The sequence below is a fragment of the Streptomyces litchfieldiae genome (assembly GCF_031845365.1).
Classification (GTDB): domain Bacteria; phylum Actinomycetota; class Actinomycetes; order Streptomycetales; family Streptomycetaceae; genus Streptomyces; species Streptomyces litchfieldiae.
Genome location: NZ_JAVREL010000039.1, coordinates 1 through 24,477, shown reverse-complemented (window position 1 = coordinate 24,477; position 24,477 = coordinate 1). Strand labels below are relative to the sequence as shown.

Below are 24,477 nucleotides of genomic sequence, written 5' to 3'. Positions count from 1 at the left end.
CCAACGGAGTTCCTCATACGGCAGAAGGATCTTGGTCGATCTCCTGCCTACGGGGAACTCCGTTGCCGTGCGGACCCTTTCACCGGAAAGCCACCCGAACCAGGACGCTACAGGCCGGGCCGCCTACGGACGCCCACTCTGTAACCCCCAACGACCTGCGCAAACACGCTAAGTCACCGGCATTGCAGGTCAACGGCGCCTTTCTGCTATCGGGGCGTCAGGTCGCCCAGTTCCGCTGAATACCCAGGGTTGAATAGGCGAGCTCACCAGTATGGAACCCCTACCTGTTCGAGACGCCGATCCAGTCCGCCTGCAAGGCCGTCGGCCTGGTCCGCCCCGGCGGACGAGGCGGCACCGGACGCGGCACGGTCACCGCTCACCGCTTCCGCCACACCGTGGGCACTCAGCTCGCCGAGCGTGGCGCCAAGCTCCACACGATCATGAAGGTCCTCGGGCACTCCAGCGTGAACATGGCCCTGGTCTACGCCCAGATCAGCGACCAGGAAGTCCTGCGCGACTACAAGGCCGTCCTCGAACCCGGCGCCAACATCGCCGGCCCCGCCGCCGAAGAACTGAAGTCCGGAGCCCTGCCCGAGGAAGCCGTCGACTGGCTGAAGACGAACTTCTTCAAGACCGAACTCGAACTCGGCCACTGCCTGCGGCTCCCCGCCGAAGGCCCCTGCGAGTGCGACCTCTACCTGACCTGCGCGAAGTTCGTCACCACCCCCGCCTACGCGTCCCGGCTGCGGGCGAGACGGAACGTCGAGCACGCCCTGGCAGCCGACGCCGCCGACCACGGCTGGGCCCGGGAAGTCGAACGCCACACCTGCACCGCCGACCGCATCGAGAAGCTGCTGACCGACCTCGGCCAGCCCATCGAAGACACGACCGACACGATGGAGGACAGCCACCTTGACCCGTCCACATAAACTCCGACATGGCGTTCGGCCTGTACAAGATGCTCGGCTTCCGCTTCGCCCCGCGCTTCCGCGACCTGAACGACCAGCGGTTCTGGCGGGCCGACCTGCCCGACGGAGACGAACCGTCGGGGTACGGGCTGCTGGACGCGGTGGCCTGCAACAAGATCAACCTGAAGAAGATCGAGACCCACTGGGAGGACATGCTCCGCGTCGCCGGGTCGCTCATCACCAACCAGGTCAGCGCCTACGACCTGCTGCGGATGTTCGGCCGCGAGGGCCACCCCACCCCGCTGGGGGCCGCGTTCGCCGAGTACGGCCAGATCGACAAGACCATGCACCTGCTCGCCGCGGTCGACCCGGTCGACGACACCTACCGGCGGCTGATGAACCGGCAGCTCACCGTGCAGGAGTCCCGCCACCGCCTGGCCCGTGCGATCTGCCACGGCGGCCGGGGCCAGATCCGCCAGGCGTACCGCGACGGCGTTGAGGACCAGCTCGCCGCGCTCGGCCTGGTCCTCAACGCCGTCGTCCTGTGGAACACCCGCTACCTGGATGCCGCCGTCGCCCAACTCCGCGCCGAGGGCCACGACATCAAGGACGAGGACGTCGCCCGCCTCTTCCCGCTCAAGGACCGGCACATTCAACTTCCTGGGCCGCTACCTGTTCAACATCAAGGCCAGCAGCCCGGGCTGGGACCTGCGCCCGCTGCGCGACCCGGATGCGCCCGAGCTGGACGAGGACGACGGGGCCCTGGACTGACGTGGGCTTTCCCAGGCTGCGCGTGTGTCATCCGCGGTCGCTGACGCGCATGCCACGGCAGGCCTTCGCGGGCCACCGTATCCGTAGGCAGTCGGGCCGGGCCCAGTGGTCATACGTGGCGATGATGTGGCCGACGACTCCGCCCTTGCGCGGGCGCTGCAGGTCCTCGGGGGTCTGAGCGGGCCTGATCCGGTTCAGCCGCGGTCACGTTCGCCGCTGCCCATAGCGCGTACAGCCCCCGCAGGTCCTGGCGTTGAAGAGGCCGGTGACAACGTGGCCCCTCAATCCTTCCTCACTGGTTCCGGCGAGGCGGAGCACTCCTGGCTGGCACGCAGCATGGCCTTGTAGAGGGCGCGGGGCTCGGGCGGGTCGGGCAGGGGGCCGCGGGCGGGGGCCTCGAAGGACTGGAGCATCAGAGCGACGACGCGTTTCCAGGCATCGGGCGCGGCGTCGCCGGTGGCGTTGACCACGCCCGCATTGGCCATGTGCACCAGCACCAGGTCTTCGGGGGTGAAGTCCTCGCGCAGACGTCCTGCGGCCTTGGCGCGGCCGATGAGCTGCACGACGCCGTCGTAGGCCTGGTCCCGGCGCTTCTCCAGAGCCTTGGCCGTGGGGAAAGTCATGGTCAGCACGTCGGCGAAGCCGTAGTCGGCGGCCTGCATCGCGCAGACGGTTTCGATGAACCCCGCGAGACCGTGCCAGGGATCGGGGTCGTCGAGGGCGACGCCGACCGCGTCGACGTAGGCGTCCATACGGTCGGCGAAGACCGCGGCGACCAGTTCCTCCTTGGTCGGGAACCGGCGGAACAGCGTGGCGATGCCCACCCCCGCCTCGCGGGCCACGGACGCCATGGAGGCATGCAGGCCGTCACGCCCGAACACGGTGCGCGCGGTAGCGATGATCCTCGCGCGGTTGCGCTCGGCATCGCTGCGCAGGGGCTGGGCGGCAGGGGCACTGCTGGATCGGGCGCGAGGGTCCATGGCACTGAGCCTACCTAACTGGAATGGCCTATCCAATTTTGGTGTTACCGTGGATGACGTGATCTGGATAGCCCTTTCCGGATCACGAATCGGATAGCCCCTTCCGATTCAAGTGATTACTCATGCCAAGGAGTTGATGATCATGCGTGCTGTGACACTGGCGCAGGTGCCCGGCACCCCGGAGGTGACCGAAGCCGAAGCGCCCCGCCCGCAGGCCGGCGAAGTGCTGGTGAAGGTGGCTGCGACCTCGGTGAATGGGTTCGACCTGGAGCGCGCCCCCGAGGCCTTCGCCGCGTTCGGCGGCGGCACCCTCGGCAAGATCGCCATCACCGTCGCCTGACCCCCCGCCGTACCCCCAAGACCCACCCCGCAAAGGACAGCAACCATGCCCAGCATCGCCATCGTCGGAGCCGGCCCCGGAATGGGCCTCGCCATCGCCCGCACCTTCGGCTCCCGCGGCTACGACGTCGCCCTCATCGCCCGCAACCGCGCCAAGCTCGACGACCTCGTCGCCCAGCTCACCGCCGAGGGCATCAGCGCCGCCGCGTTCCCGGCGGACGTGCTCGACCACGACGCGCTGACCCAGGCCCTCAAGGACGCCGCCAGCCGGTTCGGCGGCATCGACGTCCTGGAGCACTCCCCCGCTCCGGCCATCGGCTCCGTGAACCTCACCTCCCCGTCCCAGACCGGCCCCTCCGATGTGCAGGGATGGTTCGACTTCCTGCTCTACAGCGCCATCACCGCCACCCAGGCCGTCCTGCCCGCGATGCGTGAGGCCGGCGCGGGCACCCTGCTCTTCACCAACGGCGCCGGCTCGATCGATCCCATCCCGAGGCTCGGCAACGTCAACCCCGCCCAGGCGGCGCTGCGCAACTGGGTGCTCAACCTGCACAAGGAGCTGGCCGGCACCGGTATCCAGGCCGCGCACGTCGCCATCGGCGCGTGGATCGGCGCGGGCGGCCCTCCCGGAGTCCCGACCGCCGAGGCCGAGGACATCGCCCCGCTCTACTGGGACCTGCACACCCAACGCGACGAAGCCGAGCGCGTCTTCCCCGTCTGACGCCCCGGGCTCCCTCCGCCCAATCCTGATCCGCCGCGGCGTTCTCCGCCCCGGCGCCACCGAAGAAGAAGGTTCCCGCTCCGATGAACGTGTTCCTGTGGATCCTGCAAGGCGTCCTGGCCGCGATGTTCGTGGCCGCGGGCGTCCTGAAGGCCACCCAGCCCCGGGACAAGCTCATATCCCAGCTGCCCTGGGTCAGTGACGTCCCCACACCCGTGGTGCGTCTGATCGGCGTCGCCGAATTCGCCGGCGGCCTGGGGATGATCCTGCCGGGTGCCTTCGACATCGCCACCGTGCTCACCCCGCTTGCCGCCACCGGCCTGGCTGTGATCATGGTCCTGGCCATGGGACTCCACGCCCGCCGCAAGGAACCGCAGGCAATCGGGTTCAACGCGATCCTGCTCATCGTCGCCGCGGTCATCATGTGGGGCCGGTTCGGGCCCTACTCCTTCTGACCCGGCTCCTTCCCCTCACAGCGGCCCGGCCCGCGACCGCGCCAGCCGGGCCGCTGCTCAATCCTGTCGCCCGGAACCGACCCCGACCCACGCGTCCTGTCCCACACGCACCACGTTGCAGACCCGCGAGCAGACCTAGCAGGCCGAGAGCATCTTCTGAAACCGCAGCACTCGGTGACGCGGTGCGAAGGCGACGCCGTTCTTGAGCTGTCGCTGCACCGTACCGCCCGAGCCGCGCAAGGAGCCTCTCACAAACGGCCCTTTGAGCGAGCAAGATCAATAATGGGCCGCCGGGCCCCCGCCGACCCCTGATTCGTTCGCAGAACCCGTTCTCGCTCACAAGCGGGACGGACTCCCTTTTGAGACTTGCATTGTGCGAAAAATCCGGGCCCATGACGGACCCTCAGCAGCCCTCCCCGGCCGACCGGTCGGACGCGGACGACGTCGAACAGCACGCCTGTCCGAAGTGCGACGCCCAGCCCGGCTCGCTCTGCCGCTCGCGCGGCGGCGCGGTCGCCTCCGCCTACCACACCCGCCGCTTCACCATGGTGCCCCGGCTGAAGAAGGCGCTGCGGGTGCCGACCGCGGCCCGGGCCGGCCGTGGCGGCCCGGCACCCCGCCGCCGGCGCCGATCGACCCGGATCTGCCGAGCGCAGACATCCGCATCGGCTACGCGCGGTGCTCGACGCTCGGGCAGGAACTCGACTCCCAGCTGGACGCGCTCAGCAAGCACGGCATCCCGAGGGACAAAATCTTCAGCGAGAAGATCAGCACCCGGGTGCGCGTCCGCCCTCGTTTCGAAGAGGCGGTGAGGACGGCGCGGGAGGTCAAGACGCACGCCCCGCACTGCCGGGTGATCTTCACCGTGTACGAGATGAAGCGGCTCGGGCGCGACGCCGCCGAGCTCACCGCGCTCGCCGACCACCTCACCGCCCACGGCCTGGTCCTGGAGATGCTCGCCGGGCCCCTTCCTGGCATCTACGACCCCACCGGGCCGGGGAGGCTGCTGTTCGCGTTCTTCGCGGCGATGGCGGAGACCGAGCGGGAGCACATCCGGGAGTCGACGTTGGAGGGGCTCGACACCGCGGCCCGCAAGGGCAAGCACGGCGGACGGCCGCCGGTCATCACCGAGGACATGCTGCACACCGTGCTGCGTCGCCGGGCGCTCGGCGAGTCCGTCGAGGAGATCCAGCCGGATCTGATCATCCCCACCGGCAAGCGCAAGGGCCAGAACCCCTCCGTCGCCAGCATCTACCGGGCGCTCGCCGAGCACGCCAAGCGCGAAGCGTACCCCGAGGCCGTCGAGCAGGCCCACGCTGACTTCGCCGCCCTCCAAGCCGGCGGATCGGTTTCCGAACCCCCCACCGGAGCCGAGACCGTAGCGATGGGGTAACGACGACGGCCCCTGACGCCGGGCGGGATCAAGGGGCCGTCACCACACGAGTTCCGGCGAGGGGGCCTGAGGAGTGTCGTTTCTCCAACGCACCCGCGGGCGGGTAGGTTGCGCCACCACAGACTTACGCTGCGCCGACCAAGGGCTTGACCTACCGGCCTTCCAAGCAGTCGGCGGCGCGTTCGGCGGCCTCCTCCCGGGACAGCCTCTGACTCCGACGGGCTGGCGGCCGGTCTCGCCGGTCCACGCCGCACAGATCTTCAGCGGCCCGTTCCGCTGCCTCCTCCCACGACAACCGCCGCGGCCCTCGGCTGCGACGAGCGTCCGCCGACGCTCAAGGAAGCGGGCCAGTCGGCTACCGCGCAAAAAGAATTCTGCTCAACAGTCACGGAGCAAGATCATCCCATGGCCCCTTTTGGGCTCACCTCGGCGATACCCCTTACCCACTTCAGCGATCCGACTTCCCTGCGTACCGCACCAAACGGCGATCGGTGGCGCGCTCCTGCGGACAGGGAGCAACAAGCGGGTTGCACCGGCCTCTTGACAGGCTTCAGCACAGGTCACAGAATGTCACCGATTCTCAACATGTTTGGACAATCATGAGCGGTTTCGCTCAAGGCTCGTCCACTACCATGCCCTGCGCCGCGACTGGCTACGCACCTGCCTCCCTCCCGTGAACAGCGCCGCACGCAACTCCCCACTATCGCCCCTCGGACACGACCGGGTCATCGAACCATCCCGTCTCCTGCCCGCGGGCCCAACGCCCTCCCTGTAGTCCCCTACGAGGAGATCGACGATGAACTCTTCGTCCCACCGCAGCGGACGCCTCGTTCGTGCCGCGCGGCGGTCGGCCCGGCGTGGGGCCGGCCCGCTCTCCGCGATCGCACCGCAGGCGATCGCGGCCACCAGCCAGTTCGAGGGCGTCAACCGGGCGGGCAGCAAACACAGCGCTCACCACGATCGCTGGCGCGACCAAGCCGCGACGAATGACTTCGGCAGGCGCAACCGAACGGGTCAACAACACGTGCCGGATACCACCGGCACGGCGGGCCGCATTCCGCTGGAAGCGCTGGTCAAAACCACACGGCCCAGCAGGACGACCACCGCCGGCGACGATGCCGTCTCCCCCGACGGACGACGCGCCGCCTTCTCGCCTGATGTCGCCCGGCGGTCCTGGATCAGTGCGATTTCCAGCGCTCGCCGCAGCCGCACAACAGCTTGACCGAAACCACACAGGATCGCCTCGTCCCAGGCCGACTTTCGCCGACGCGTCCCCCACCAGGAGGTCTTCCGTGATCAGATGCGTTAAGGCCAGGCGCTGGCTGGCCCGACTCAGCCTCATGGTGCTCACTGCCGCCGGCACCGCGGTGACTGCCGCATCGCCCGCACAAGCCGCCCCCGGCTACGTCTACACCACGTTCAAGGGGGACACCGCCGCCGACCAGGAGCTCTGGGTCTACTCATCGGCCAACGGCACGAACTTCAGCGTACTGGCGGACACCAACTACCGCGGCCCGTCCGGCGTGCTGCGCGACCCCAGCGTCACCCAGCACAACGGGCTCTACTACATCGCCCACACCGTCCAGTCGTGGACCACGAACTCGACGCACTTCAACATCGCCTCCAGCCCCGACCTGGTCAACTGGACGCACGTGGCCAGCGTCAACTCCGGCGTGGCCAACACACGATTCACATGGGCGCCCGAGTTCTACGTCGAGAACGGCACCGTTCGAGTCATCGTGAGCATCTCCCAGACGACGTGTTCCAACTGCTTCCGTCCCTACGTCTTCACCGCCCAGAACAGTTCGCTGACCTCCTGGAGCGGACCGGTGCAGATGGCCGGCCTCGGCTACAACTACATCGACACCTATGTAGTGAAGTCGGGTAGCACCTACCACGCCTTCACCAAGAACGAGACGTCCAAGTACATCGAGCACTGGACCAGCACGAGCCTCACCAGCGGGTGGACCAACCAGGGTCAGTTGTGGAGCTCGGGCTACGAGGGACCGGCCGTGTTGCGGATGGGCGACGGCTCCTGGCGCATTTGGATCGACAAGTACACCAACGGCGGCATCTGGACGGCAACCAGCTCGGACCTGGACTCCTGGTCGGGGCTGAGCCAGATCACGTGCCCTGGTTGCCGCCACGGCACGATCCTGCCAGTGGCCGACGTGCCCGGCTCGGTACCGGCCTACCGCGTGACCAACCGCAACAGCGGCAAGGTGATGGACGTCATGTCGGCCTCCGCCGCGAACAACGCCGAGGTCAAGCAGTGGACATGGAACGGCGGCGGCAACCAGGAGTGGGTGTTCCAGGACACCGGCGACGGCTACTTCCGCATCGTCAACCAGAACAGCGGCAAGTGCCTGGACGTGGCGAACAGCTCCACCGCCGACGGGGCCAACATCATCCAGTACACCTGCGGCAGCGGCACCAACCAGCAATGGCAGTGGCAGGCCACCGGAAGCCACTTCCGGATCGTCGCACGGCACAGCGGCAAGTGCCTCGACGTTGTCGGCTCCGGCACCGGCGACGGCACCGACATCCAGCAGTACACCTGCGGCAGCGGCACCAACCAGCAGTGGAGCCGCACCCAGGTCTGAGCACGACCGGCAGGCCGAGCGCCCGCGACGGTCCCCGCCCAGGCGCCCGGCACCGGCCCACGGGCCGCTGAAACTTCGATCCAGTGATGGGGCAACCTCATGAGACTGATCTCCGCGTCTGATGGTTACTCGCCAGCACCGCCACGAAGCACTCGATCATTGCGCCGGAGGCTGATCGCCCTCGCCGTGACCGCGTTCATCGCAGCGGCAAGTTTTGTCGTGTCCGCGCCGCCGGCCAGCGCCGCCACCAGCCAGTTCCGAGGCATGAACTGGGCGGTGCTGGGTGACAACTTCAGCACCGGCCCGCTCGTTCTGCACGGCCTGAGCCAGTCCGACAGCAACGCGACAGTGCGGGCCAAGGCCAACGCCCTCTACGACGACATGGCCGCCAGCATGGGCGTCAACACCGTCCGGCTGCCCATCAACACCCACACCGTGGCCAACACCACCTGGTGGAACGCCTACCGCGGCGCCATCGACGCCGCCACCGATCGCGGATTCAAAGTCATCCTCGCCTACTGGGAGGACGGCGCCGCCTCCGGCGGCAGAATCACTGACCTCGCCGCGTGGAACACCATGTGGTCCAGCGTGACCAACACCTACGGCTCGAACGGCAACGTCTACTTCGAGCCGATGAACGAGCCGCACGGCTACACGTCGGCGGAGTGGCGCAACGTCGCGGCGAACTGGCTCAGCTACCACACCTCGGCAGTGCCGAGCCGGGTACTCATCGGCGGCACCGGCTACAGCCAGGATCTTCGCGACATCTGCAACGACAGCCGCTTCAACTCCACGCTGCTGTCCTTCCACCACTACGCCTTCTTCTACAGCCCGATGACCTACGACGCCTTCCGCAGCCACATCCAGACGCGGCTGGGCAACTGCTCCTCCCGCGCGGTCGCGACCGAGTTCGGCGCGCCGATGTCCACCGGCCTCAACTACGGCGACGCGAACAGCACCGACAACTTCGTGCGCCACATCCGCGCCATGGCCCAGGTCATGCGCGACAACCAGATGGGCGGCACCTACTGGCCCGCTCTCGGCGGCAAGCGGACCGGGGACCTGGACTACGACCACTATTCGATGTACGCCCTGAGCGGCAGCGGCACCGACCTCAACCTGACCATCCGCAACGCCTCGGGCGCCGACCGGATCCGGTACGCCTGGGGCGACGGCTCCACACCTGCCCCCCAGGCGTACCGGATCACCGTGCGCCACAGCGGCAAGGCCATGGACGTCCAACAACCCAACACCGACAACGGCGCTCGAGTCGGCCAGTACACCTACGGCGGCAACGCGTGGCAGCAGTGGCACTTCGAGGACGCCGGCAACGGCTACTGGCGCATCATCAGCCTCCACAGCGGCAAATGCCTCGACGTGGTGAGCGCCTCCACCGCCGACGGCGCCGAGCTCATCCAGTACACCTGCGGCACCGGCACCAACCAGCAGTTCCAGATGGTCGCCAATGGCAGCTACTTCCAACTCCGGGCACGCCACAGCGGCAAATGCGTGGACGTCCCCTCCTCCTCGACCGCGGACGGCGCGATCCTCAAGCAGTACACGTGCAACACCGGCGCCAACCAGCAGTGGTCGCGCACGGCCGTCTGACGGTCGTCCCGACATGAACCGCGGATCCGCGGTACGAGGAGGTCGCCGTCGAGCCCGGTGAAGGCGAAGTGCTCGGCGTAGACGTGGAAGGTGCGCGTGACGCGTTCGTCCGCGGGCGAGATCGACCGCGACGGAGGCGAGCGGGGCGCGCACCTGCCGGATGACGCGCCCGGTGACCTGGGGTAATATCGCCGATCTGCCCGGCGATCGAGCTCAACTCCCCGCGTTACCGCTGAACCGACGCACCAAGCGACGGCCACACGAAGGGGTGAGATTCAGGGCTGTCCATGGCCGTGACATCCATTGGAAGGCCGTGGCGACCGACCGGACATCTCCTACGCGACGTCAGGTCGCGTCATCAGCGGCGACCGGACATGCAGTTCCAAGCGGGGGCCGGTCAGGGGCACGGTGCTCCATGTCGCCACCGCGGTCCCCGCGTCGGCGTCGACGACCAGCCGAACCCGGTGCGGGGTGGTGATGACGTAAAGATCGGCCACGAACATGCTGCCCTGCCAGGCTCCGGCCGCGGCGACGGGCCGGCCGAGCGGGGAGCTTTCCCGCCATTCGCCGTGGCCGACTTCGATGTCGAGGAGCGACTCGAATCGCACGAGCCATCCGCCGTCGGTGGGCGCGACGACCACCGTCGTTCCGTCGGGCAGAGCCGAATCCTCAGCGGAGGCGTCAAGTTTCGCGCTGACCGAACGCTCCCGGCCGGCCGAACCCGGCACCGGCGGCAGCGACAGCCGCCGCAGCCGATCGGCTAGGATCTCGTCGTCCCGGGCGCTTCCCCCCTGGCCCACGCCGGGCAGCAGGCACTCCCACATGGCGTCGAACACGGCCTGAGCATCTCCTTGGGCGGTCACGGCGATCACGAGATCGTGCGACGGCACCACCACGCACTGCTGGCCGAAGGCACCATGACCGTGGTACCCGTGACGCGACATCCAGAACTGGTAGCCGTAGCCGCGGGAGAAGTCGGCGTCGGTCGATCCGTCCTCGAACGGCACGCAGTCGATGTGCCGTCTCGTCGCGAGCTCCACCCAATCGCGCGGGACGAGCTGCTGGTCGCCCCAGATGCCTCCACGCAGCAGCAGTTCACCGAAGGCGGCGACGGGCTCGGTCGTGAGGTGCAGTCCGTGGAATCCGAACGCGGCGCCGTTCGCCACCCGGTCCCACTCGGCGTGGTCGATGCCCATGGGCCGGAAGAGGCGCTCGTCGAGGAACTCCGGGAGACCGCGGCCCGTGACCCGTTCGACCATCCGGGCCAGGATGAAAGTGGTTGAGTTGTCGTAGGTGTGCCGCTTCCCCTCCGCTGTGGCAAACGGCAAGCGCAGGAAACCCTTCACCAAGTCGCCGGGCTCCAGCTCCCATGCCTCGGCGAGGCTGTCCGTGGGGTGCCCGGCCGTCATGGACAGCAGGTGGTGAACGGTGATGCGGCGTCCCTGCTCCGAGACGTCGGCCGGGACGTGGTCGGGCAACACGTCCACCACTCGATCGTCCAGCGAGAGCAGCCCGTCACCGATCGCGAGCCCTACGGCGATCGACGTGAACGACTTGGTCAGCGAGTAGAGAAGGTGCGGACGGTCGGCCGAGTACGGCGCCCACCAGCCTTCGGCGACGACGTGACCGTGGTGTACGACCATGATCGAGTGACACTCGACGGATCGCGCTTCGAGCCGGTCCAGCAGCGCGGCGATTGAACGGGACGATATCCCCGAGGCGGCCGGTGCCGAACGCGGAAGTAGGGTGCGCTGAGAAGACATTCCGACTTTCTAACAGCTCCAACGCCCCGCCCCTCCAGCAGCCCCATGGGCGACGGCATCCGGCCCTCCGACCGTGTCGTAGGTCGAATATCCCGTCGAACACGTGGGTCCAGTCGCCCTGGCCGTTGACGGGGAAGGGGGATGTGGTCGAGGGCGCAGCGCAGGAGCATGCGGGGTCTTCGACGTTGGCGTGTTCGCACACTTCGGCCGGTGCTCACGCGGCCGTGCAGGCAGTAGGCATCGTCGAGTTCACCGGCCGTGCGCTTCGCGTCGTCCAACGCCACCAGGACCGATTCGGCCCGGACGTTCGGCGGCGGGCCACATCCACCCCACGACAGAGGAGCCACTCGCTTCTCGGCCTGCGCGGAACATTGACACCCCACCCTCTTCGAACTTAGGTTGCCGTCCGAGGTGCTGGACTGCATGCGAGATGCCGAACGCCAGGCCGAAGGAATTCACGCTTCGCTTCCGCGGACAGGGGAAACGACCTCATGATTCTTGGGATCGCAGGCAAGGACCCTCGGATCATCCGAGAAATTGAGGGCACCGGGAACGACGCCGGATACGACGCGTGACGACCTCCCACGGGACCGCCGCTGGGAAAGACGCCGGGAGAGAACTGACGGTCACTCAGATAGCAGAGATGGCGGGAGTATCGCCCGCGACGGTCTCCAAAGTGCTCAACGGTCGTCCGGACGTCGGCCCGAGGACCCGAGCCGTGGTCGAGGACATCATCAGCCGGTACGGGTACCGTCGCCGCAAGAAGATCACCAGCCCGACCACGCCGCTCGAGGTGGTCTTCCACGAACTGGCGGGGCCTTATCCGACCGCGGTGCTCAGCGGTGTTCACCGAGTGGCACGTGAGCATCGGCTGGCCGTCGTGCTGTCCGAGTTGCAGGGTGGCCACACCCCGGCGGGCGGCTGGTTCGAGGACGTTCTGATGCGTCGCCCGACCGGCGTCATCGCCGTGTTCTCCGACCTCACCGAGACCCAATCCCGCCAACTGCGCGCACGCGGCATTCCCCTGGTCCTGGTCGACCCCACCGGCAAGACCGCCCGCCACGCCCCTTCGGTCGGCGCGAGCAACCGGGCCGGCGGGCTGGCGGCCACACGGCATCTCCTGGAGCTCGGGCATCGGCGCATCGCCATCATCACGGGTCCGGAGTACGCGCTGTCCAGCCGTACCCGGCTGGAGGGCTATCGGGCCGCGCTGAGGAGCGCCGGGGTTCCGGTGGCCCCTGAACTGATTCGGGTCGGCGACTTCCAGGTGGAGGACGGCGTGAACCATACGCGCGAGCTGCTGCGGCTGCCCGACCCGCCGACGGCTGTCTTCGCCTGCAACGACGGTGAGGCGCTGGGGGTGTACCAGGCGGCGGCGGAGGCGGGGCTGCGCGTTCCGGACGATCTGAGTGTCGTCGGCTTCGACGACTTCTTCCCGTCGGGATGGACCGTTCCGCCGCTCACCACGGTGCGCCAGCCCCTGACAGAGATGGCCGCCGCTGCCACAGCCATGGTGGTTTCCCTGGCCAGCGGCAAGGCTCTGGCCAGGAGCCGCGTCGAACTGGCCACGGAACTGATCGTCCGTGGCAGCACGGCGCCACCGGCCCGTTGAGCCGGTTCTCGTTGGCGGCCAGCGGGTCGAACACCGCGCTGTAGTCGAACGGTTGGGCAACGGTGAGCGCCGGCACGGCGTTCATGCCGCCGAACTCGGTGCCCGGCATGGCCTGCATCTGCTGCCCGCTCGGCCGGCCGGTGCGCACGTCGCGGGCCCGCGTGCCCGCCAGGTGCTGACATAGATGGGCAAGTGCCTTATTTTCTTGATTCCTTGCCGTCAGCGGTCCCTCGCCCGGGACCGCGCGGTGTTCTCCCGCGCCCAGCCCCTCCCGCCCGCCCGATAAACAGTTCCGGACAACGAGCGGGACGCGCGGTTTCGTTGATTTTCGGAAGTATCGGCGGCAGGAGAAGCCGCAAACCGGCAGCGGCCTCCTCACCGCCGACTCCTGTATTGATTTCGTTGGCATTTCGCTGCCCGCAGCGCTCACTTAAGCATGACCCTTCCGAACAGCACCCCAAAACGGCGCGAGATTGTGGCCGCAAGACGCCACATGCGGCGATTGACACCCAATGCAGCCGATTCTATTCTCCGTTCTGACCAGCGAACATTGAACGAAATTTCGAACAATCGTTGAGCGGGACGGCGGGACGTCCCGGGGACGATTGCTCACTTCGGTCTCAGCGTCAGTCAAGAGCCCGCCCCGAACGCCGCTGAGCCCCGCACCGTGGTCCACCAGCCACCGTCTTCGCCGGTACACCCCCGCTGATCGCCGTCTTCCGCGCGCCTGGCCGACCTGCCGTCCCGGGACCTCCCACCTCCGCCCGCACCATCCGACAAGGAGCACAACGTGACCACGAACAGACGCACTTTCCTGGGACTTGGCGTGGCCGGAGCCGTGGCCGCCGTCCACACCTTCGGCGCCACCGCGGCGACGGCATCCCCGTTGTCCCCGGCAGCCGCGCCGACCCAGCGTTTCGCGATCGGGGTACGGGAGTACGCATGGAGCCGCGGCAGCCGTCGGCTGACCACCCGGATCTTCTACCCCGCCACCGGCACCCCGGGCGGCAACCCGGTCGTCAACGCCCCCGTGGCGAGCGGCGTCTTCCCCATCTGCGAGTTCAGCCACGGCCTCGGTGGCAATCCGGAGAGCTACGCCCCACTCATCCGCCCCCTGGCCGAAGCCGGCTTCGTCGTCCCCGCTCCCGTCTTCCCCACCACCTCCTCCGGCACCCCGGGCAACATCCAGGACGTCTACAACGGCAACCAGTCCATGGACGTCTCCCAGGTCATCACCAACACCCTCGCCCTCAACACGACGGCCGGCGACCCGCTCGCCGGACACCTCGACACCACCGTCGGCGTCGGTGTCGCCGGCCACTCGCTGGGCGGCATGACCACCCACGGCCTGCTCACCGCCTGGCCCGACAGCCGCATCGCCGCCGCCGTCCCCTTCGCCTGCGTGGACATGGGCAACCCCAGCAGCGCAGTCTCGGCCAACGTCCTGTTCGTCCACGGCGACCAGGACACCCTCACCCAGTACTCCTCCGCCCGCCAGGCCTACAGCGAACTCCCCGCGCCCAAGGCGTTCCTCACTCACCGCGGCACGGGCCACGACCAGTACATCTGGAGCGGCTACAACCACACCCAGACCATCGCCACCTACCTGGACTGGATGCGCTGGAGCCTCTACGCCGACACCGCTGCCCGCGACCGCCTCCCCGCCGACGCCACCACCGGCACCACCACCACGACCTGGGAATCCGTCCTCACCCCCCTCCCCCCGGGGTCGGTGGTCAGTCTCCGCGCCCGGGCCAACAACCAGTACGTCTGCGCCGAGAACGCCGGAGCCGACCCGCTCATCGCCAACCGCACCGCCATCGGTGACTGGGAACGATTCGACCTGATCGACCTCGGCGGCGGCGCCGTCGCACTGCGCGCCCGCGTCAACGGCCAGTACGTCTGCGCCGAGAACGCCGGAGCCAGCGCGCTCGTCGCCAACCGCACCGCCGTCGGAGTCTGGGAGACCTTCCAGCGCGTCAACAACGCCGACGGCACCATCAGCCTCCGCGCGCAGGCCAACAACATGTACGTCAGCGCCGGGACCAACCCCCTCATCGCCAACGGCACCTCCGTCGGCCCCGCGCAGTCGTTCGACCTGATCAACGGCTGACCGGCCGCGCGGCAGAGCGCGCAGGACAGCCACCGACCACGACGGCGCCACCCTGCGGCGGCGCCCCGGCACAGGAGTACGCCATGTCTCCCGAAACACATCGCAGACATTTCCTGGCCCTCTCCGCCGCGGGCGTGGCCGCCGGTGCCCTCACCGGGGCCGCGTCCGCCACGACCGCGCACGCGGCCTCTCCGGCCGGCGCCGCCGCCGGGGCCGACCGGCCCCTGGACGTGGGGCCACTGCGCCTGTGGTATACGAGCGCGGCGAGCGAATGGCTCCGCGCGCTGCCGATCGGCAACGGCAGGCTCGGCGCCATGGTCTTCGGCGGTGTGCAGAGCGAACAGCTCCAGCTCAACGAGGACACCGTCTGGGGCGGTGCGCCCTACGACCCGGCGAACTCGGGCGGCCTGGCCAACCTGCCGGAGATCAGACGCCGAGTGTTCAGCAATGACTGGGGCGGTGCCCAATCGCTGATCGACAGCACCTTCATGGGCACGCCACTGGGCCAGATGCCGTACCAGACGGTGGGCAACCTGCGGCTGAACTTCCCCTCCGGCGGAACGGCCACCGGCTACCACCGCGAGCTCGACCTGACCACCGCCGTCGCCCTCACCCGCTACACCCGCGACGGTGTGACCCACACCAGGGAGGTCTTCGCCAGCGGAGCCGACCAGGTGATCGTGGTCAGGCTGACCGCAAGCACCACGGGGCGCATCTCGTTCTCGGCGGCGTTCGACAGCCCTCAGTCCAGTTCCCGTCACTCGCCCGACCCGCTGACCATCGCGCTGGACGGGTCCGGGGAGAGTGTGAGCGGACTCACGGGCCGGGTGCGGTTCCGCGCGCTGGCGACCGTGCGCGCCACCGGCGGCTCGGTGAGCAGTTCGAACGGCACCCTGAACGTCAGCAACGCCGACGCGGTGACCCTGCTGGTGTCGATCGGCACCAACTACAACTCCTACGCGGACCTGAACGCCGACCAGAACAGCCGCGCGCTCACCCCGCTGAGCGCCGCCGCCGACCGGCCCTACGACGAGTTGCGATCCCGCCATGTGGCCGACCACCAGCAGTACTTCGGCCGGACCAGCCTGGACCTGGGCACCACCTCGGCGACCAGTCTGCCCACCGACCAGCGGGTCTCCGGCTTCGCGGCCGACAATGACCCACAACTGATCACGCTCCTCTTCCAGTTCGGCCGGTACCTGCTGATCTCCTCCTCACGGCCCGGCAGCCAGCCGACCAACCTCCAGGGCATCTGGAACGACGCGCTCCGCCCACCGTGGAGTTCGAAGTACACCATCAACATCAACACCGAGATGAACTACTGGCCCGCCGGCCCCACCAACCTCGTGGAGATGCTGGAACCGGTCCTGCGCCTGCTGGACGACCTGTCCGTCACCGGGGCGCGAACCGCCCGGCTTCAGTACGGCGCGGGCGGATGGGTCGCCCACCACAACACGGACGGATGGCGCGGCACGGCACCGGTCGACGGCGCGCTGTGGGGCATGTGGCAGACCGGTGGCGCCTGGATGGCGCTGCACATCTGGGAGCACTACCGCTTCACCGGTGACCTGGAGGCGCTGCGGCGGCGCTACCCGGTCCTCAAGGGGGCCGCACAATTCTTCGTCGACACCCTCGTCCAGGATCCGGGCACCGGCTATATGGTCACCTGTCCGTCCAACTCCCCCGAGAATCCGCACCACGCGGGGGTCTCGGTCTGCGCCGGCCCGACCATGGACATGCAGATCCTCCGCGATCTCTTCCAGGCGGTCGCCGACGCCTCAACGCTGCTGGGCACCGACGCGGAGTTCCGCAGCCGGGTGGTGGCACTGCGCGGCCGCCTGGCCCCCATCAAGGTCGGCGCCCAAGGACAGATCCAGGAGTGGCAGGCGGACTGGGACGCCGGCGCCCCCGAACAGACTCACCGGCACGTCTCACACCTGTACGGCCTGCACCCCGGCAACCAGATCACGGTCCGCGGCACCCCGTCGCTGGCTCAGGCCGCCCGCACCACCCTGGAACGGCGCGGCGATGCCGGCACCGGCTGGTCCCTGGCTTGGAAGATCAACTTCTGGGCGCGGCTGGAGGACGGCCGCCGCTCCTACAAGCTGCTGCGCGACCAACTGACACCGGACCGCACTGCTCCGAACCTGTTCTGCCTGCACCCTCCCTTCCAGATCGACGGAAACTTCGGCGCCACCGCCGGCATCGCCGAATGGCTGCTGCAATCCCACGCCGGCGAAGTGCAGTTGCTGCCCGCGCTGCCCCCCGAACTCCCCGATGGCCAGGTCACCGGTCTCGTGGCCAGAGGGGGCCACACCGTCGACATCACCTGGGCCCATGGGGTGATCACCCAGGCCACCCTGCGCCCTCGGCACAGCGGCACCGTCCGGATCCGCACCAGCCTCCCGGTCAACGTGTCGGCGGGTGGCCAAGCGGTGTCCGTGCAGCGGGTGGAGCCCACTCTGATCTCCTTCGACGCCGCCGCCGGAACCGCGTACCAGATGTCCCCGCTCCCCGCTCCGGTTGTCGGTCTCCGTTCGCGGGCCAACAACCAGTACGTGAGCGCCGGAACCAACGGTTCCTCTCCCCTGACCGCCAACCGCACGACGATCGGCGCCGGGGAGCGCTTCGACCTGATCGACCTCGGCGGGGGCGCCGTCGCATTGCGCGCCCACGCGAACGGCCAGTATGTCTGCGCGGAGAACGCCGGAGCCGACCCGCTCATCGCCAACCGCACCGCGATCGGCATCTGGGAGACCTTCCAGCGCGTGAACAACGCCGACGGCACCGTCAGTCTGCGCGCCCAGGCCAATAGTCAGTATGTCTGCGCGGAGAACGCCGGAGCCGACCCGCTCATCGCCAACCGCACCGCGATCGGCATCTGGGAATCGTTCGACCTGATCACCGGGTGACCGCCAGGCCCGGGGTCAGCAGCGCCGTCTCGGCCGGTGAGATGTCCGGGCGCAGGATCTCGGTGCCCGAGGGGCGGAAGAGGATGATCTCGCCTGGGGTCAGCGCGGCGGTGAGGCGGGCCGCTTCCGTGCCGAGGACGCGGCCGGCCGCGTCGGCGAACCGGGCGTCCAGGGCGAGCAGCGCGTCGGGTGCCGACCAGAAGAACGAGCGGCTCGGCGCGTCCCGGGTGACGTGCAGGACCGTGCGCCAGGCGCCGCTCGCCAGGATGGCGGGGGGCGGCCGGCGCAGGTCGCAGACGAGAGCCTGCGGGCCGCCCTCCCCGGTGGGCGGCGCGGGCGGACGGGTGGGCCAGCCCGCCGCGCTGTCGGCGACCGTCAGCCGGTCGCCCGCCACCCGCGCGATGCCCTGCCACTCGTCGGGCACCCGGGTGGCCGCGGTGACCCGGGCGCCGACGGCCAGCATCCGGAGGCCGAACAGCCGGCCGAACAGCGACTCCCCCAGCACCGCGATACGGGTCGGCGCCGGGCCGGCGGGGAGCGTGACGGCCCGGCCGGCGCGGTTGGTGCCCAGCAGGACACCGGCGTGGGCCGGAGTGAGCCGGAAGGGGGGCCCGCCGGCGTCCCGCCAGGTGGCGGTGGGCAGTTCGGGGTGGTGACGGTGGTTCATCGTGGTGCTCCCGGGGAGCCGGCACCGATCGTCTCGACCAGTGAGCGGAAGGGGTGGGCGACCGGCAGGGTGGCCAGGAGTCCGGCACGCTGGTCGGTCGGCGTTTCGCGGAGGATTCCGGCCCGCAGCAGCCGCTCGCGCTCGGCCGCCGCGTGCTGGGCCATCACGCTGACCACGCGCACCGCGGTCAGCACCCGCAGCGCCGGTCCCTCCTTGGTGAGGGTGGCGGCGACGACGACTCGTTCCGCGGCGCACCCGGCCAGGCCGCTGAGCAGCCGCGACCACTCGGCCGGCGAGGCGACCGGTACGGCGACCGAGCAGTGGGTGGCGGCGATGCCCGCCCAACTGGTCGGCAGCGCCCGCCCCTCGCCGGCCGCGTCGCCGATCTGCCGGAGCAGGGCGCGCAGTTCTGCGGCGCTCAGCGGGGTGGTGGGCGCACCGGCCGACGCGAGCCGGGCGCGGATGCGCGCGGTGGCGGCGGCCACGGCCGCCCGCGCGCCGGCCATGCCGCCGCCGCGCCGCTCGGCGGCCTCCGGGGCGCCGAACGGCTCGTAGCGCAGCACCAGCCAGGAGCGCACGGCGACCGGCCGCGGGCCGCCGGGCAACTGGCGGTAGGCCACGGCGGGCTGGTACCGGTGGAGGAGATCCCGGGGCGGCAGGCCGAATTGCTCGAACACGAGCTGCGCGGCGGCCGGCCGCGCCGGGTCCGTGTCCAGCCACTCGCGAACGATGGCGGCGGGCAGGTCGGGCAGCGTGCCGCCGGGGAACGCCAGCACCGCCGCGCAGCCGCGCCCGTCGGACAGGACCCCGAGGCCGGGCGCGTCGGCGGGGACGTTGCGGTGGGCGACCTCGGTGACATCGAGCACGGGGAGCAGCGTGTGCGCCAGTCCGAGGTCGTCCGCCCCGGGTGCGGGCGCCGAGGTGGCCGCCGGGGCGAGGGCGTCGCGCCGCAGCCGGTCGAGCAGCCGCCGGTCGGCGAAGGCGCCACGGCACCGCAGCAGCGCTCCGGCGATGACGACGGCTCCGGCGGCGGCCAGGGCGTGGCCCCCGCCGCCGCTCAGCGCGAGTCCGGCGACGAGAGCGCCGAGGCCGCTCTCCACCGCGACCAGCCGGGCCCGGCCGAAGCGCGTCCACGCGGTTCTCACGTTCACGGCGCCACCTCTTCCTCATCGCCGTCGGCTTCCTCGTCCGCCGTCGGGGCGTGCTGTTCCTGGGCCGCGGCCCGTGGGTCGAGGACCGGCCCCCGGGGCAGCAGGTCCACGAAGGCGCGCGGCATCGAGGGCGCGTCCTCGGGCACGTAGCGAAGCCGTTGAACGGCCTCGGGTGAGGCGAACCGGTAGGCGACCCCGGCGTCGGTGATCAGCGTGTGGGTGCCCCCGGCGCCCCCGGAGGTGGTGGCCAGGACGACCGCGCCGGCGCCGGTCGGCAGGTAGACGGCGTCGAGCAGGCCGAGCCGGTCGCCGTTCGCGGACCTGACGGGCGCGAGTCCGGCCGGCTCCGGCATCGTGTCCGGCAGGTGGACGGTGGCCTGCCAGGGCGCGTCGCCGGGCTGGCTGCCGGGCGGGGTGCTCACGCACACCGGCTGGTCGCGACCTGGTTCCGCCGCCTCGGGCAGGGCGTCGGGCCACGCCTCGTCGCCCGGCGCGGGCTCCTGGGAGCGGGGGGCCGCGGCCCCCTGGGGGCCGCCGAGTTCGTGGTCCGCCGCGGCCGTGGCCCCCAGCAGCGCGTGCACCAGTGGGGAGACGGGCACCAGGCCGTCCGGGCGCACCAGGTAGTACTGCGGATTGGTGCCGCCGGTCCCGGTGTGGGCCAGGTCGCCGACCTCGGCGGGGAACGGCAGGTCGACGCGCGGCTCCCGTTCGGCGTCGCCGGGCCGGGGAAGGGCGATCTCCGGCCCCTCGGGCACGGTGGCGACGATCTCCCGCGGCAGCTCGACGGGGTCCACGCGCTGGAGGCCGAGCAGGTCGCGGACGGCCTCCGTCAGGGAGTAACGGCGGCCCTCGGTGAGCAGCCACAGCCCGCCGTCGTCCGTCCGGGCCAGCACGGTGGCGCCCGTCGCGCCCGCGCCGGGTGCCACCCCGGGCACGGAGACGTACATGACGGTCTCGGTCGGCCGGCCGCCGGTCTCCGTGGGCGTGACGCACAACGTCCATTCCCCGTCGAGGAGTTGATTCGTGCTCGGCAGGGCGTCGGGGGCGCCGGGGATGCCCACGGGCAGCCCGCGCGGCGCCGCGTCGAGAGTGGCCTGCCGGACCTTGGTGATCGTGCCGCCGCCGACCAGCAGCGCGGAGCTGAGGTTGAGCGCCGGGTGCACGGTGCCGTCGCTGACGACGTAACTGTCGCCGTCGCCCCCGACGACGACGGCGCCGGCCGTCGGCAGCGCGGGGCCCCGGCCGCCGCCCAGCCAGCCGGCGATGCCGAAGCCGGCCATGATCAGGACGGCGATGGCCGTTCCGCCGGCCAGCGCGCGGTTCAGCCGGCGGCGCGGGTCGAGGATGGCCTCGTCCGCGCCACGGAAGAGGCTGGTGGTTCTCCGGCGGTTCTCGTAGGCGTAGGCGTCCGCCTGTTCGCGTGTCGTGGCCATCGGTCAGTTCCCGTTCCTGGTGAGAGGCGAGGTCGTCGGGGCGGGGGCGTCGTCGCCGTGGAGCCAGCGCAGGCTCGGGTCGGCGGGCCGGGGCGCGGCGGGTGCCGCCGAGGTGTCCTCGGGGCCGGGCCCGGCGCGCCAGCGGCGTCCGGCGGCCCGGCGCACGGCGGGCGCGCCGAGCATGCTGAGCGCGACGGCGAGCATCAGCGCGCCGCTCCAGGCCAGGGCCGTGGCGGTGGCGGTGCCGACCAGGGGCTCGTCGCGCGGCACGGCCTGAACGGGGATGCCGCCGCCGCGCGTTGCCGCGCCGGCCTCGGCGTCCGGGCCGTCGGCTTCGCTCGGTCCGAGGTGGGTGAGGGCCCCGAAGGGGTCGACGATGCCTGCGCCGGTCATGTCGTTGCGGCCCCCGCCGACCGGTGAGGCGGACTCCGTCAGCCGCCGGGCCACGTCCTGGGCCGGGAGGCCGGGGAAGCGGGAACGGACCAGCGCGGCCGCGCCCGAGACCTGGGCGGCGGCGAAGCTGTTGCCCGCCACGGTGCGATAGCCGGAGCCCTCCGGCGCGGCCACGGTCAGGTTGTCGCCGTAGGCGGCGAGGTCGATCCACTCGCCGGTGTTGGACGACTCCATGGGCTGTCCGTCGTCGGTGACCGCGCCGACGGCGAGCACGCCGTCGTAGGCGGCGGGGTACATCAGGCCGCCCACGGGGCCGCCGTTGCCCTCGTTGCCGGCGGCGGCGATGACGACGACGTCGTTGGCCAGCGCGTTGGCCACCGCCTCCCGGACCGGCCGGTCGTCGACCGGGCGGCCGAAGGAGAGGTTGAGCACGTCGACGCCCGCGGCGACGGCGTCGTCGATGGCGGCCGCGATGGTCTCGGGCGGCAACTGTTCGACGGCGCCGTCCAGGCGCACCGGGTAGATGGTGGCGGCGGGGGCGACCCCGGTCATCCGGTCCCCCGCCGAACGGCGGGCCGCGATCAGCCCGGCCACGGCCGTGCCGTGGCCGGAGCAGTCCTGCCGGGGCGCCGGTGTGGTGCGCCGGGCCTGCCGTTCGGTGGGCACCACGGTGAACTCGCTGCCCCTGATGACCGCGTCGCCGGCCAGGTCGGGGTGGCCGGCGTCGACACCGGAGTCGACGACGCCCACGAGGACGTCCTCGCCGGTGGACAGGTCCCATGCCTGGCGCAGCCCGAGCAGGTCGATGAGCCGGTAGGGCCCGGCGTTCTCCGCCAGGTCCTCGCCGGTGACCTGGGTGCGGCACGCCGCGGCCGAGGCCGGCTGCGCGAGCCCGGGCACCGTCAGGGAGACCGCGACGACGGCCAGGACGGTGGCCGCGCGGAACGCCGCCCGCGCCGTTGGCCGCCAACCGTCCGTGCGGCGCGCCCGCTTCCGCTCCGCCGTGTTCATCCGCCTCACGCCCTCAGGTCGAGCAGTGCGGAGTAGACCTCCCACACGGCGAGGCAGAGCGGAACGACGGACAGCAGGAGCGTCGTTTCCAGCACGTCGATCGCGCGGGAGACCCGCGGGTTCAGCCGGGTGCGACCGGCGAAGAGGCCGATCGTGCCGGTCACCAGGGCGGTCAGCAGCGCGATGGGCAGGGCCACGCCCAGCGTCGGGACCGTCTCGCCGAAGCGGTCGTCGACGAACGCGGCCGCGGCGCCGGCCACCGCGAGCAGGGCGGTGGCCAGGGGGATGGCGACCTGGGCCGTGTCCTTGAACAGGCGGGCGCGGGTCAGCATCAGCAGCACCAGGACCGTGCCCAGCACGCCCGGCCACAGCCGGGTCGATCCGAAGAGCACCAACGCGCCGCCGCCGGCCACGAGATGGCTGCCGACCTGCATCCCGAGCAGCAGCCGCCGGGCAACGGCGATCCGGGCCCGCAGCCGATCGTGTTCGAGCTGGCTGGGTAGCTCCTCCAACTCCTCGACCGTGGCGGCCACATGAGGTGCGGGGATGCGGGCCAGGCGCAGGGCGACCGTGGGCCAGAGCGTGGTGAGCGCCAGCGCGAGCGGTGCCGTGATCGCCGCCGCGCGCGCCGGGTGAACATCCCAGAGCGCACACACCAGCGCGCCGGTCGCAGCCAGCGGCCCGGTGACAACCAGCGTCGCGAAGGTGCCGTCGCCGCCGCCGATCAGCAGCGGGCCGACGGCACCGACGACGGCCAGCACCCCACAGGCGAGGAGCAGTTGCCCGGCCGTGGAGCCGCCGAGGATCCCGGTCCCGCCGCCGAGCAGCCGGACCGCGCCGAGCATCGCCGGCGGCGCGGCCAGCACGGCGGCGAACGCGCCGGCGCGCGAGTCGGCGAAGGCGCGGGACATCAGGACGCCCACGGCGAGGGCGAACAGAGCCGTGGCGAGGCCGAGCCAGCCCGGCAGCCGGCCCGGCGCCGCGTCGAGGGCGGCGCAGGCGGTGAGCATGGCCAGGGTGGCCAGCGAGCCGGTGACCCAGCGGGTGGCGGCGGTGGGCCAGGGGACGCGCACGCCGTCCCGGCCGATCACCTCCGCGATGTCGTCGTAGAGCGGTGGCGTGGTGTCGTCCGTGCCATGGCCGATGAACAGCAGATCGCCCTCACGAACGTCCTGGGCGGCGAGTGTGGACACGGTGTCGAGCCGGGTGCCGTCGGCGCGGCGCAGCACCCAGCCGCCGTGCCGCACCCCGCCGTCGGGACCGGGCTCCTGGCCGGCGTGCCGCAGCAGGGCCGGCATCAGCCGGATCAGCGGGACCGCGGTGGGGACGGCGAGGTCGGCGCGGCCGGTGGGTCCGGCGATGCCGACGCGGACGAACGTCGCGCCCGCCGACGCCGGTGGCTGGTGGGTGAGGCTGGCGCTCATGGGTGGTTCCCCGTGGGGTGATCGTGGGTGGTCAGAGGCGAGTCGGCGCGGATGAGCTGCACCGGAACGTTCCCGAGCCTGCGGTGCAGGAGCAGTCCGCGGCCTTTCTTGCGCTGTGCGGGCTTGATGCCCCAGATGGGCATCTCGTCCTTGGGGATGCTCAGCAGCACGGCGGGCGTGTTGAGCTCTTTGAGGCGGCCGAGGACGGGTTCGACGACGG

The 24,477-nt window shown here is 70.7% G+C and carries 20 protein-coding genes and 1 pseudogene; 13 read left to right on the top strand and 8 right to left on the bottom strand.

What is annotated here, in order from left to right; translation table 11 throughout:
• The first annotated feature begins 284 nt into the window (after nucleotides 1-284).
• Together RM590_RS34865 and RM590_RS34860 are read left to right on the top strand one after the other, a co-directional pair.
• The gene (locus RM590_RS34865) at nucleotides 285-929 is read left to right on the top strand and encodes a site-specific integrase (protein ID WP_311708829.1); all 645 of its coding nucleotides are present in this window, start codon (nucleotides 285-287) and stop codon (nucleotides 927-929) included.
• Between the two features lie 2 nt (nucleotides 930-931).
• Nucleotides 932-1,679, top strand: a pseudogene (locus RM590_RS34860) (Tn3 family transposase); the annotation flags it as partial.
• 281 nt (nucleotides 1,680-1,960) lie between these two features.
• On the opposite strand, the gene RM590_RS34855 reads toward RM590_RS34860, so the two are convergent.
• The gene (locus tag RM590_RS34855; RefSeq protein WP_311708827.1) at nucleotides 1,961-2,659 is read right to left on the bottom strand and encodes a TetR/AcrR family transcriptional regulator; all 699 of its coding nucleotides are present in this window, start codon (nucleotides 2,657-2,659) and stop codon (nucleotides 1,961-1,963) included.
• Nucleotides 2,660-2,801: 142 nt separating this feature from the next.
• Here RM590_RS34855 and RM590_RS34850 point away from each other — a divergent pair, with 142 nt between their 5' ends.
• From RM590_RS34850 to RM590_RS34820, 8 genes are all read left to right on the top strand, one after another.
• Nucleotides 2,802-2,999: a hypothetical protein gene (locus RM590_RS34850; RefSeq protein WP_311708826.1), complete on the top strand. Its 198-nt coding sequence runs from the start codon at nucleotides 2,802-2,804 to the stop codon at nucleotides 2,997-2,999.
• Between the two features lie 45 nt (nucleotides 3,000-3,044).
• Nucleotides 3,045-3,719, top strand: a complete 675-nt coding sequence (locus RM590_RS34845) for an SDR family NAD(P)-dependent oxidoreductase (protein WP_311708825.1) — start codon at nucleotides 3,045-3,047, stop codon at nucleotides 3,717-3,719.
• A gap of 83 nt (nucleotides 3,720-3,802) precedes the next feature.
• Complete coding sequence (locus RM590_RS34840) at nucleotides 3,803-4,174, top strand: DoxX family protein (RefSeq protein WP_311708824.1); 372 nt, start codon at nucleotides 3,803-3,805, stop codon at nucleotides 4,172-4,174.
• A gap of 392 nt (nucleotides 4,175-4,566) precedes the next feature.
• A complete protein-coding gene (locus RM590_RS36265; protein ID WP_449657255.1) occupies nucleotides 4,567-4,986 on the top strand; it encodes a zinc finger domain-containing protein in 420 nt (139 codons plus the stop codon).
• Nucleotides 4,887-5,567, top strand: a complete 681-nt coding sequence (locus RM590_RS34835) for a recombinase family protein (protein WP_449657256.1) — start codon at nucleotides 4,887-4,889, stop codon at nucleotides 5,565-5,567. Before RM590_RS36265 ends, RM590_RS34835 begins: the two co-directional genes overlap by 100 nt.
• A 796-nt stretch (nucleotides 5,568-6,363) precedes the next feature.
• Entirely contained in the window at nucleotides 6,364-6,789 is a 426-nt protein-coding gene (locus RM590_RS34830) for a hypothetical protein (RefSeq protein ID WP_311708822.1), read from the top strand.
• 70 nt (nucleotides 6,790-6,859) lie between these two features.
• Entirely contained in the window at nucleotides 6,860-8,170 is a 1,311-nt protein-coding gene (locus tag RM590_RS34825; RefSeq protein ID WP_311708821.1) for an RICIN domain-containing protein, read from the top strand.
• A 186-nt stretch (nucleotides 8,171-8,356) separates the two neighbouring features.
• Entirely contained in the window at nucleotides 8,357-9,778 is a 1,422-nt protein-coding gene (locus RM590_RS34820; protein ID WP_311708820.1) for an RICIN domain-containing protein, read from the top strand.
• Between the two features lie 335 nt (nucleotides 9,779-10,113).
• On the opposite strand, the gene RM590_RS34815 is transcribed toward RM590_RS34820, so the two are convergent.
• Complete coding sequence (locus RM590_RS34815) at nucleotides 10,114-11,541, bottom strand: serine hydrolase domain-containing protein (protein WP_311708819.1); 1,428 nt, start codon at nucleotides 11,539-11,541, stop codon at nucleotides 10,114-10,116.
• 571 nt (nucleotides 11,542-12,112) lie between these two features.
• Between RM590_RS34815 and RM590_RS34810 the strand changes: the two genes are divergently transcribed.
• The 3 genes from RM590_RS34810 to RM590_RS34800 all read left to right on the top strand — a co-directional run bounded on the left by RM590_RS34810 (nucleotide 12,113) and on the right by RM590_RS34800 (nucleotide 18,178).
• Nucleotides 12,113-13,153 (top strand): LacI family DNA-binding transcriptional regulator, encoded by a 1,041-nt coding sequence (locus RM590_RS34810; protein ID WP_311708818.1) that lies wholly within the window; start codon nucleotides 12,113-12,115, stop codon nucleotides 13,151-13,153.
• A gap of 790 nt (nucleotides 13,154-13,943) precedes the next feature.
• Nucleotides 13,944-15,266 (top strand): poly(ethylene terephthalate) hydrolase family protein, encoded by a 1,323-nt coding sequence (locus RM590_RS34805; protein ID WP_311708817.1) that lies wholly within the window; start codon nucleotides 13,944-13,946, stop codon nucleotides 15,264-15,266.
• 83 nt (nucleotides 15,267-15,349) lie between these two features.
• Nucleotides 15,350-18,178 carry a glycosyl hydrolase family 95 catalytic domain-containing protein gene (locus RM590_RS34800; protein WP_311708816.1) on the top strand — a complete coding sequence of 943 codons (2,829 nt, stop codon included), beginning with the start codon at nucleotides 15,350-15,352 and terminating at the stop codon, nucleotides 18,176-18,178.
• On the opposite strand, the gene RM590_RS34795 is transcribed toward RM590_RS34800, so the two are convergent.
• From RM590_RS34795 to RM590_RS34770, 6 genes are all read right to left on the bottom strand, one after another.
• Nucleotides 18,168-18,845: a hypothetical protein gene (locus tag RM590_RS34795; RefSeq protein WP_311708815.1), complete on the bottom strand. Its 678-nt coding sequence runs from the start codon at nucleotides 18,843-18,845 to the stop codon at nucleotides 18,168-18,170. The genes RM590_RS34800 and RM590_RS34795 overlap by 11 nt on opposite strands.
• Entirely contained in the window at nucleotides 18,842-19,996 is a 1,155-nt protein-coding gene (locus tag RM590_RS34790) for a type VII secretion protein EccE (RefSeq protein WP_311708814.1), read from the bottom strand. The genes RM590_RS34795 and RM590_RS34790 overlap by 4 nt, the downstream gene beginning before the upstream one ends.
• On the bottom strand, nucleotides 19,993-21,429 hold the full coding sequence (eccB, locus tag RM590_RS34785) for a type VII secretion protein EccB (protein WP_311708813.1): 1,437 nt from the start codon (nucleotides 21,427-21,429) through the stop codon (nucleotides 19,993-19,995). The genes RM590_RS34790 and eccB overlap by 4 nt, the downstream gene beginning before the upstream one ends.
• A 3-nt stretch (nucleotides 21,430-21,432) precedes the next feature.
• Entirely contained in the window at nucleotides 21,433-22,833 is a 1,401-nt protein-coding gene (locus RM590_RS34780; protein WP_311708828.1) for a S8 family serine peptidase, read from the bottom strand.
• 5 nt (nucleotides 22,834-22,838) lie between these two features.
• Nucleotides 22,839-24,257, bottom strand: coding sequence for a type VII secretion integral membrane protein EccD (gene eccD, locus RM590_RS34775; protein ID WP_311708812.1), 1,419 nt, complete (start codon nucleotides 24,255-24,257; stop codon nucleotides 22,839-22,841).
• On the bottom strand, nucleotides 24,254-24,477 hold a 224-nt coding region (locus RM590_RS34770), incomplete at its 5' end, for a hypothetical protein (RefSeq protein ID WP_311708811.1). The genes eccD and RM590_RS34770, both read right to left, overlap by 4 nt.

Excerpts from the sequence above, each read along its gene's own strand:
- RM590_RS34855 (WP_311708827.1), bottom strand. The coding sequence starts at position 2,659 with ATGGACCCTCGCGCCCGATCCAGCAGTGCCCCTGCCGCCCAGCCCCTG.
- RM590_RS34850 (WP_311708826.1), top strand. The coding sequence starts at position 2,802 with ATGCGTGCTGTGACACTGGCGCAGGTGCCCGGCACCCCGGAGGTGACC.
- RM590_RS34845 (WP_311708825.1), top strand. The coding sequence starts at position 3,045 with ATGCCCAGCATCGCCATCGTCGGAGCCGGCCCCGGAATGGGCCTCGCC.
- RM590_RS34840 (WP_311708824.1), top strand. The coding sequence starts at position 3,803 with ATGAACGTGTTCCTGTGGATCCTGCAAGGCGTCCTGGCCGCGATGTTC.
- RM590_RS36265 (WP_449657255.1), top strand. The coding sequence starts at position 4,567 with ATGACGGACCCTCAGCAGCCCTCCCCGGCCGACCGGTCGGACGCGGAC.
- RM590_RS34830 (WP_311708822.1), top strand. The coding sequence starts at position 6,364 with ATGAACTCTTCGTCCCACCGCAGCGGACGCCTCGTTCGTGCCGCGCGG.
- RM590_RS34815 (WP_311708819.1), bottom strand. The coding sequence starts at position 11,541 with ATGTCTTCTCAGCGCACCCTACTTCCGCGTTCGGCACCGGCCGCCTCG.
- RM590_RS34800 (WP_311708816.1), top strand. The coding sequence starts at position 15,350 with ATGTCTCCCGAAACACATCGCAGACATTTCCTGGCCCTCTCCGCCGCG.
- RM590_RS34795 (WP_311708815.1), bottom strand. The coding sequence starts at position 18,845 with ATGAACCACCGTCACCACCCCGAACTGCCCACCGCCACCTGGCGGGAC.
- eccB (WP_311708813.1), bottom strand. The coding sequence starts at position 21,429 with ATGGCCACGACACGCGAACAGGCGGACGCCTACGCCTACGAGAACCGC.
- RM590_RS34780 (WP_311708828.1), bottom strand. The coding sequence starts at position 22,833 with ATGAACACGGCGGAGCGGAAGCGGGCGCGCCGCACGGACGGTTGGCGG.
- eccD (WP_311708812.1), bottom strand. The coding sequence starts at position 24,257 with ATGAGCGCCAGCCTCACCCACCAGCCACCGGCGTCGGCGGGCGCGACG.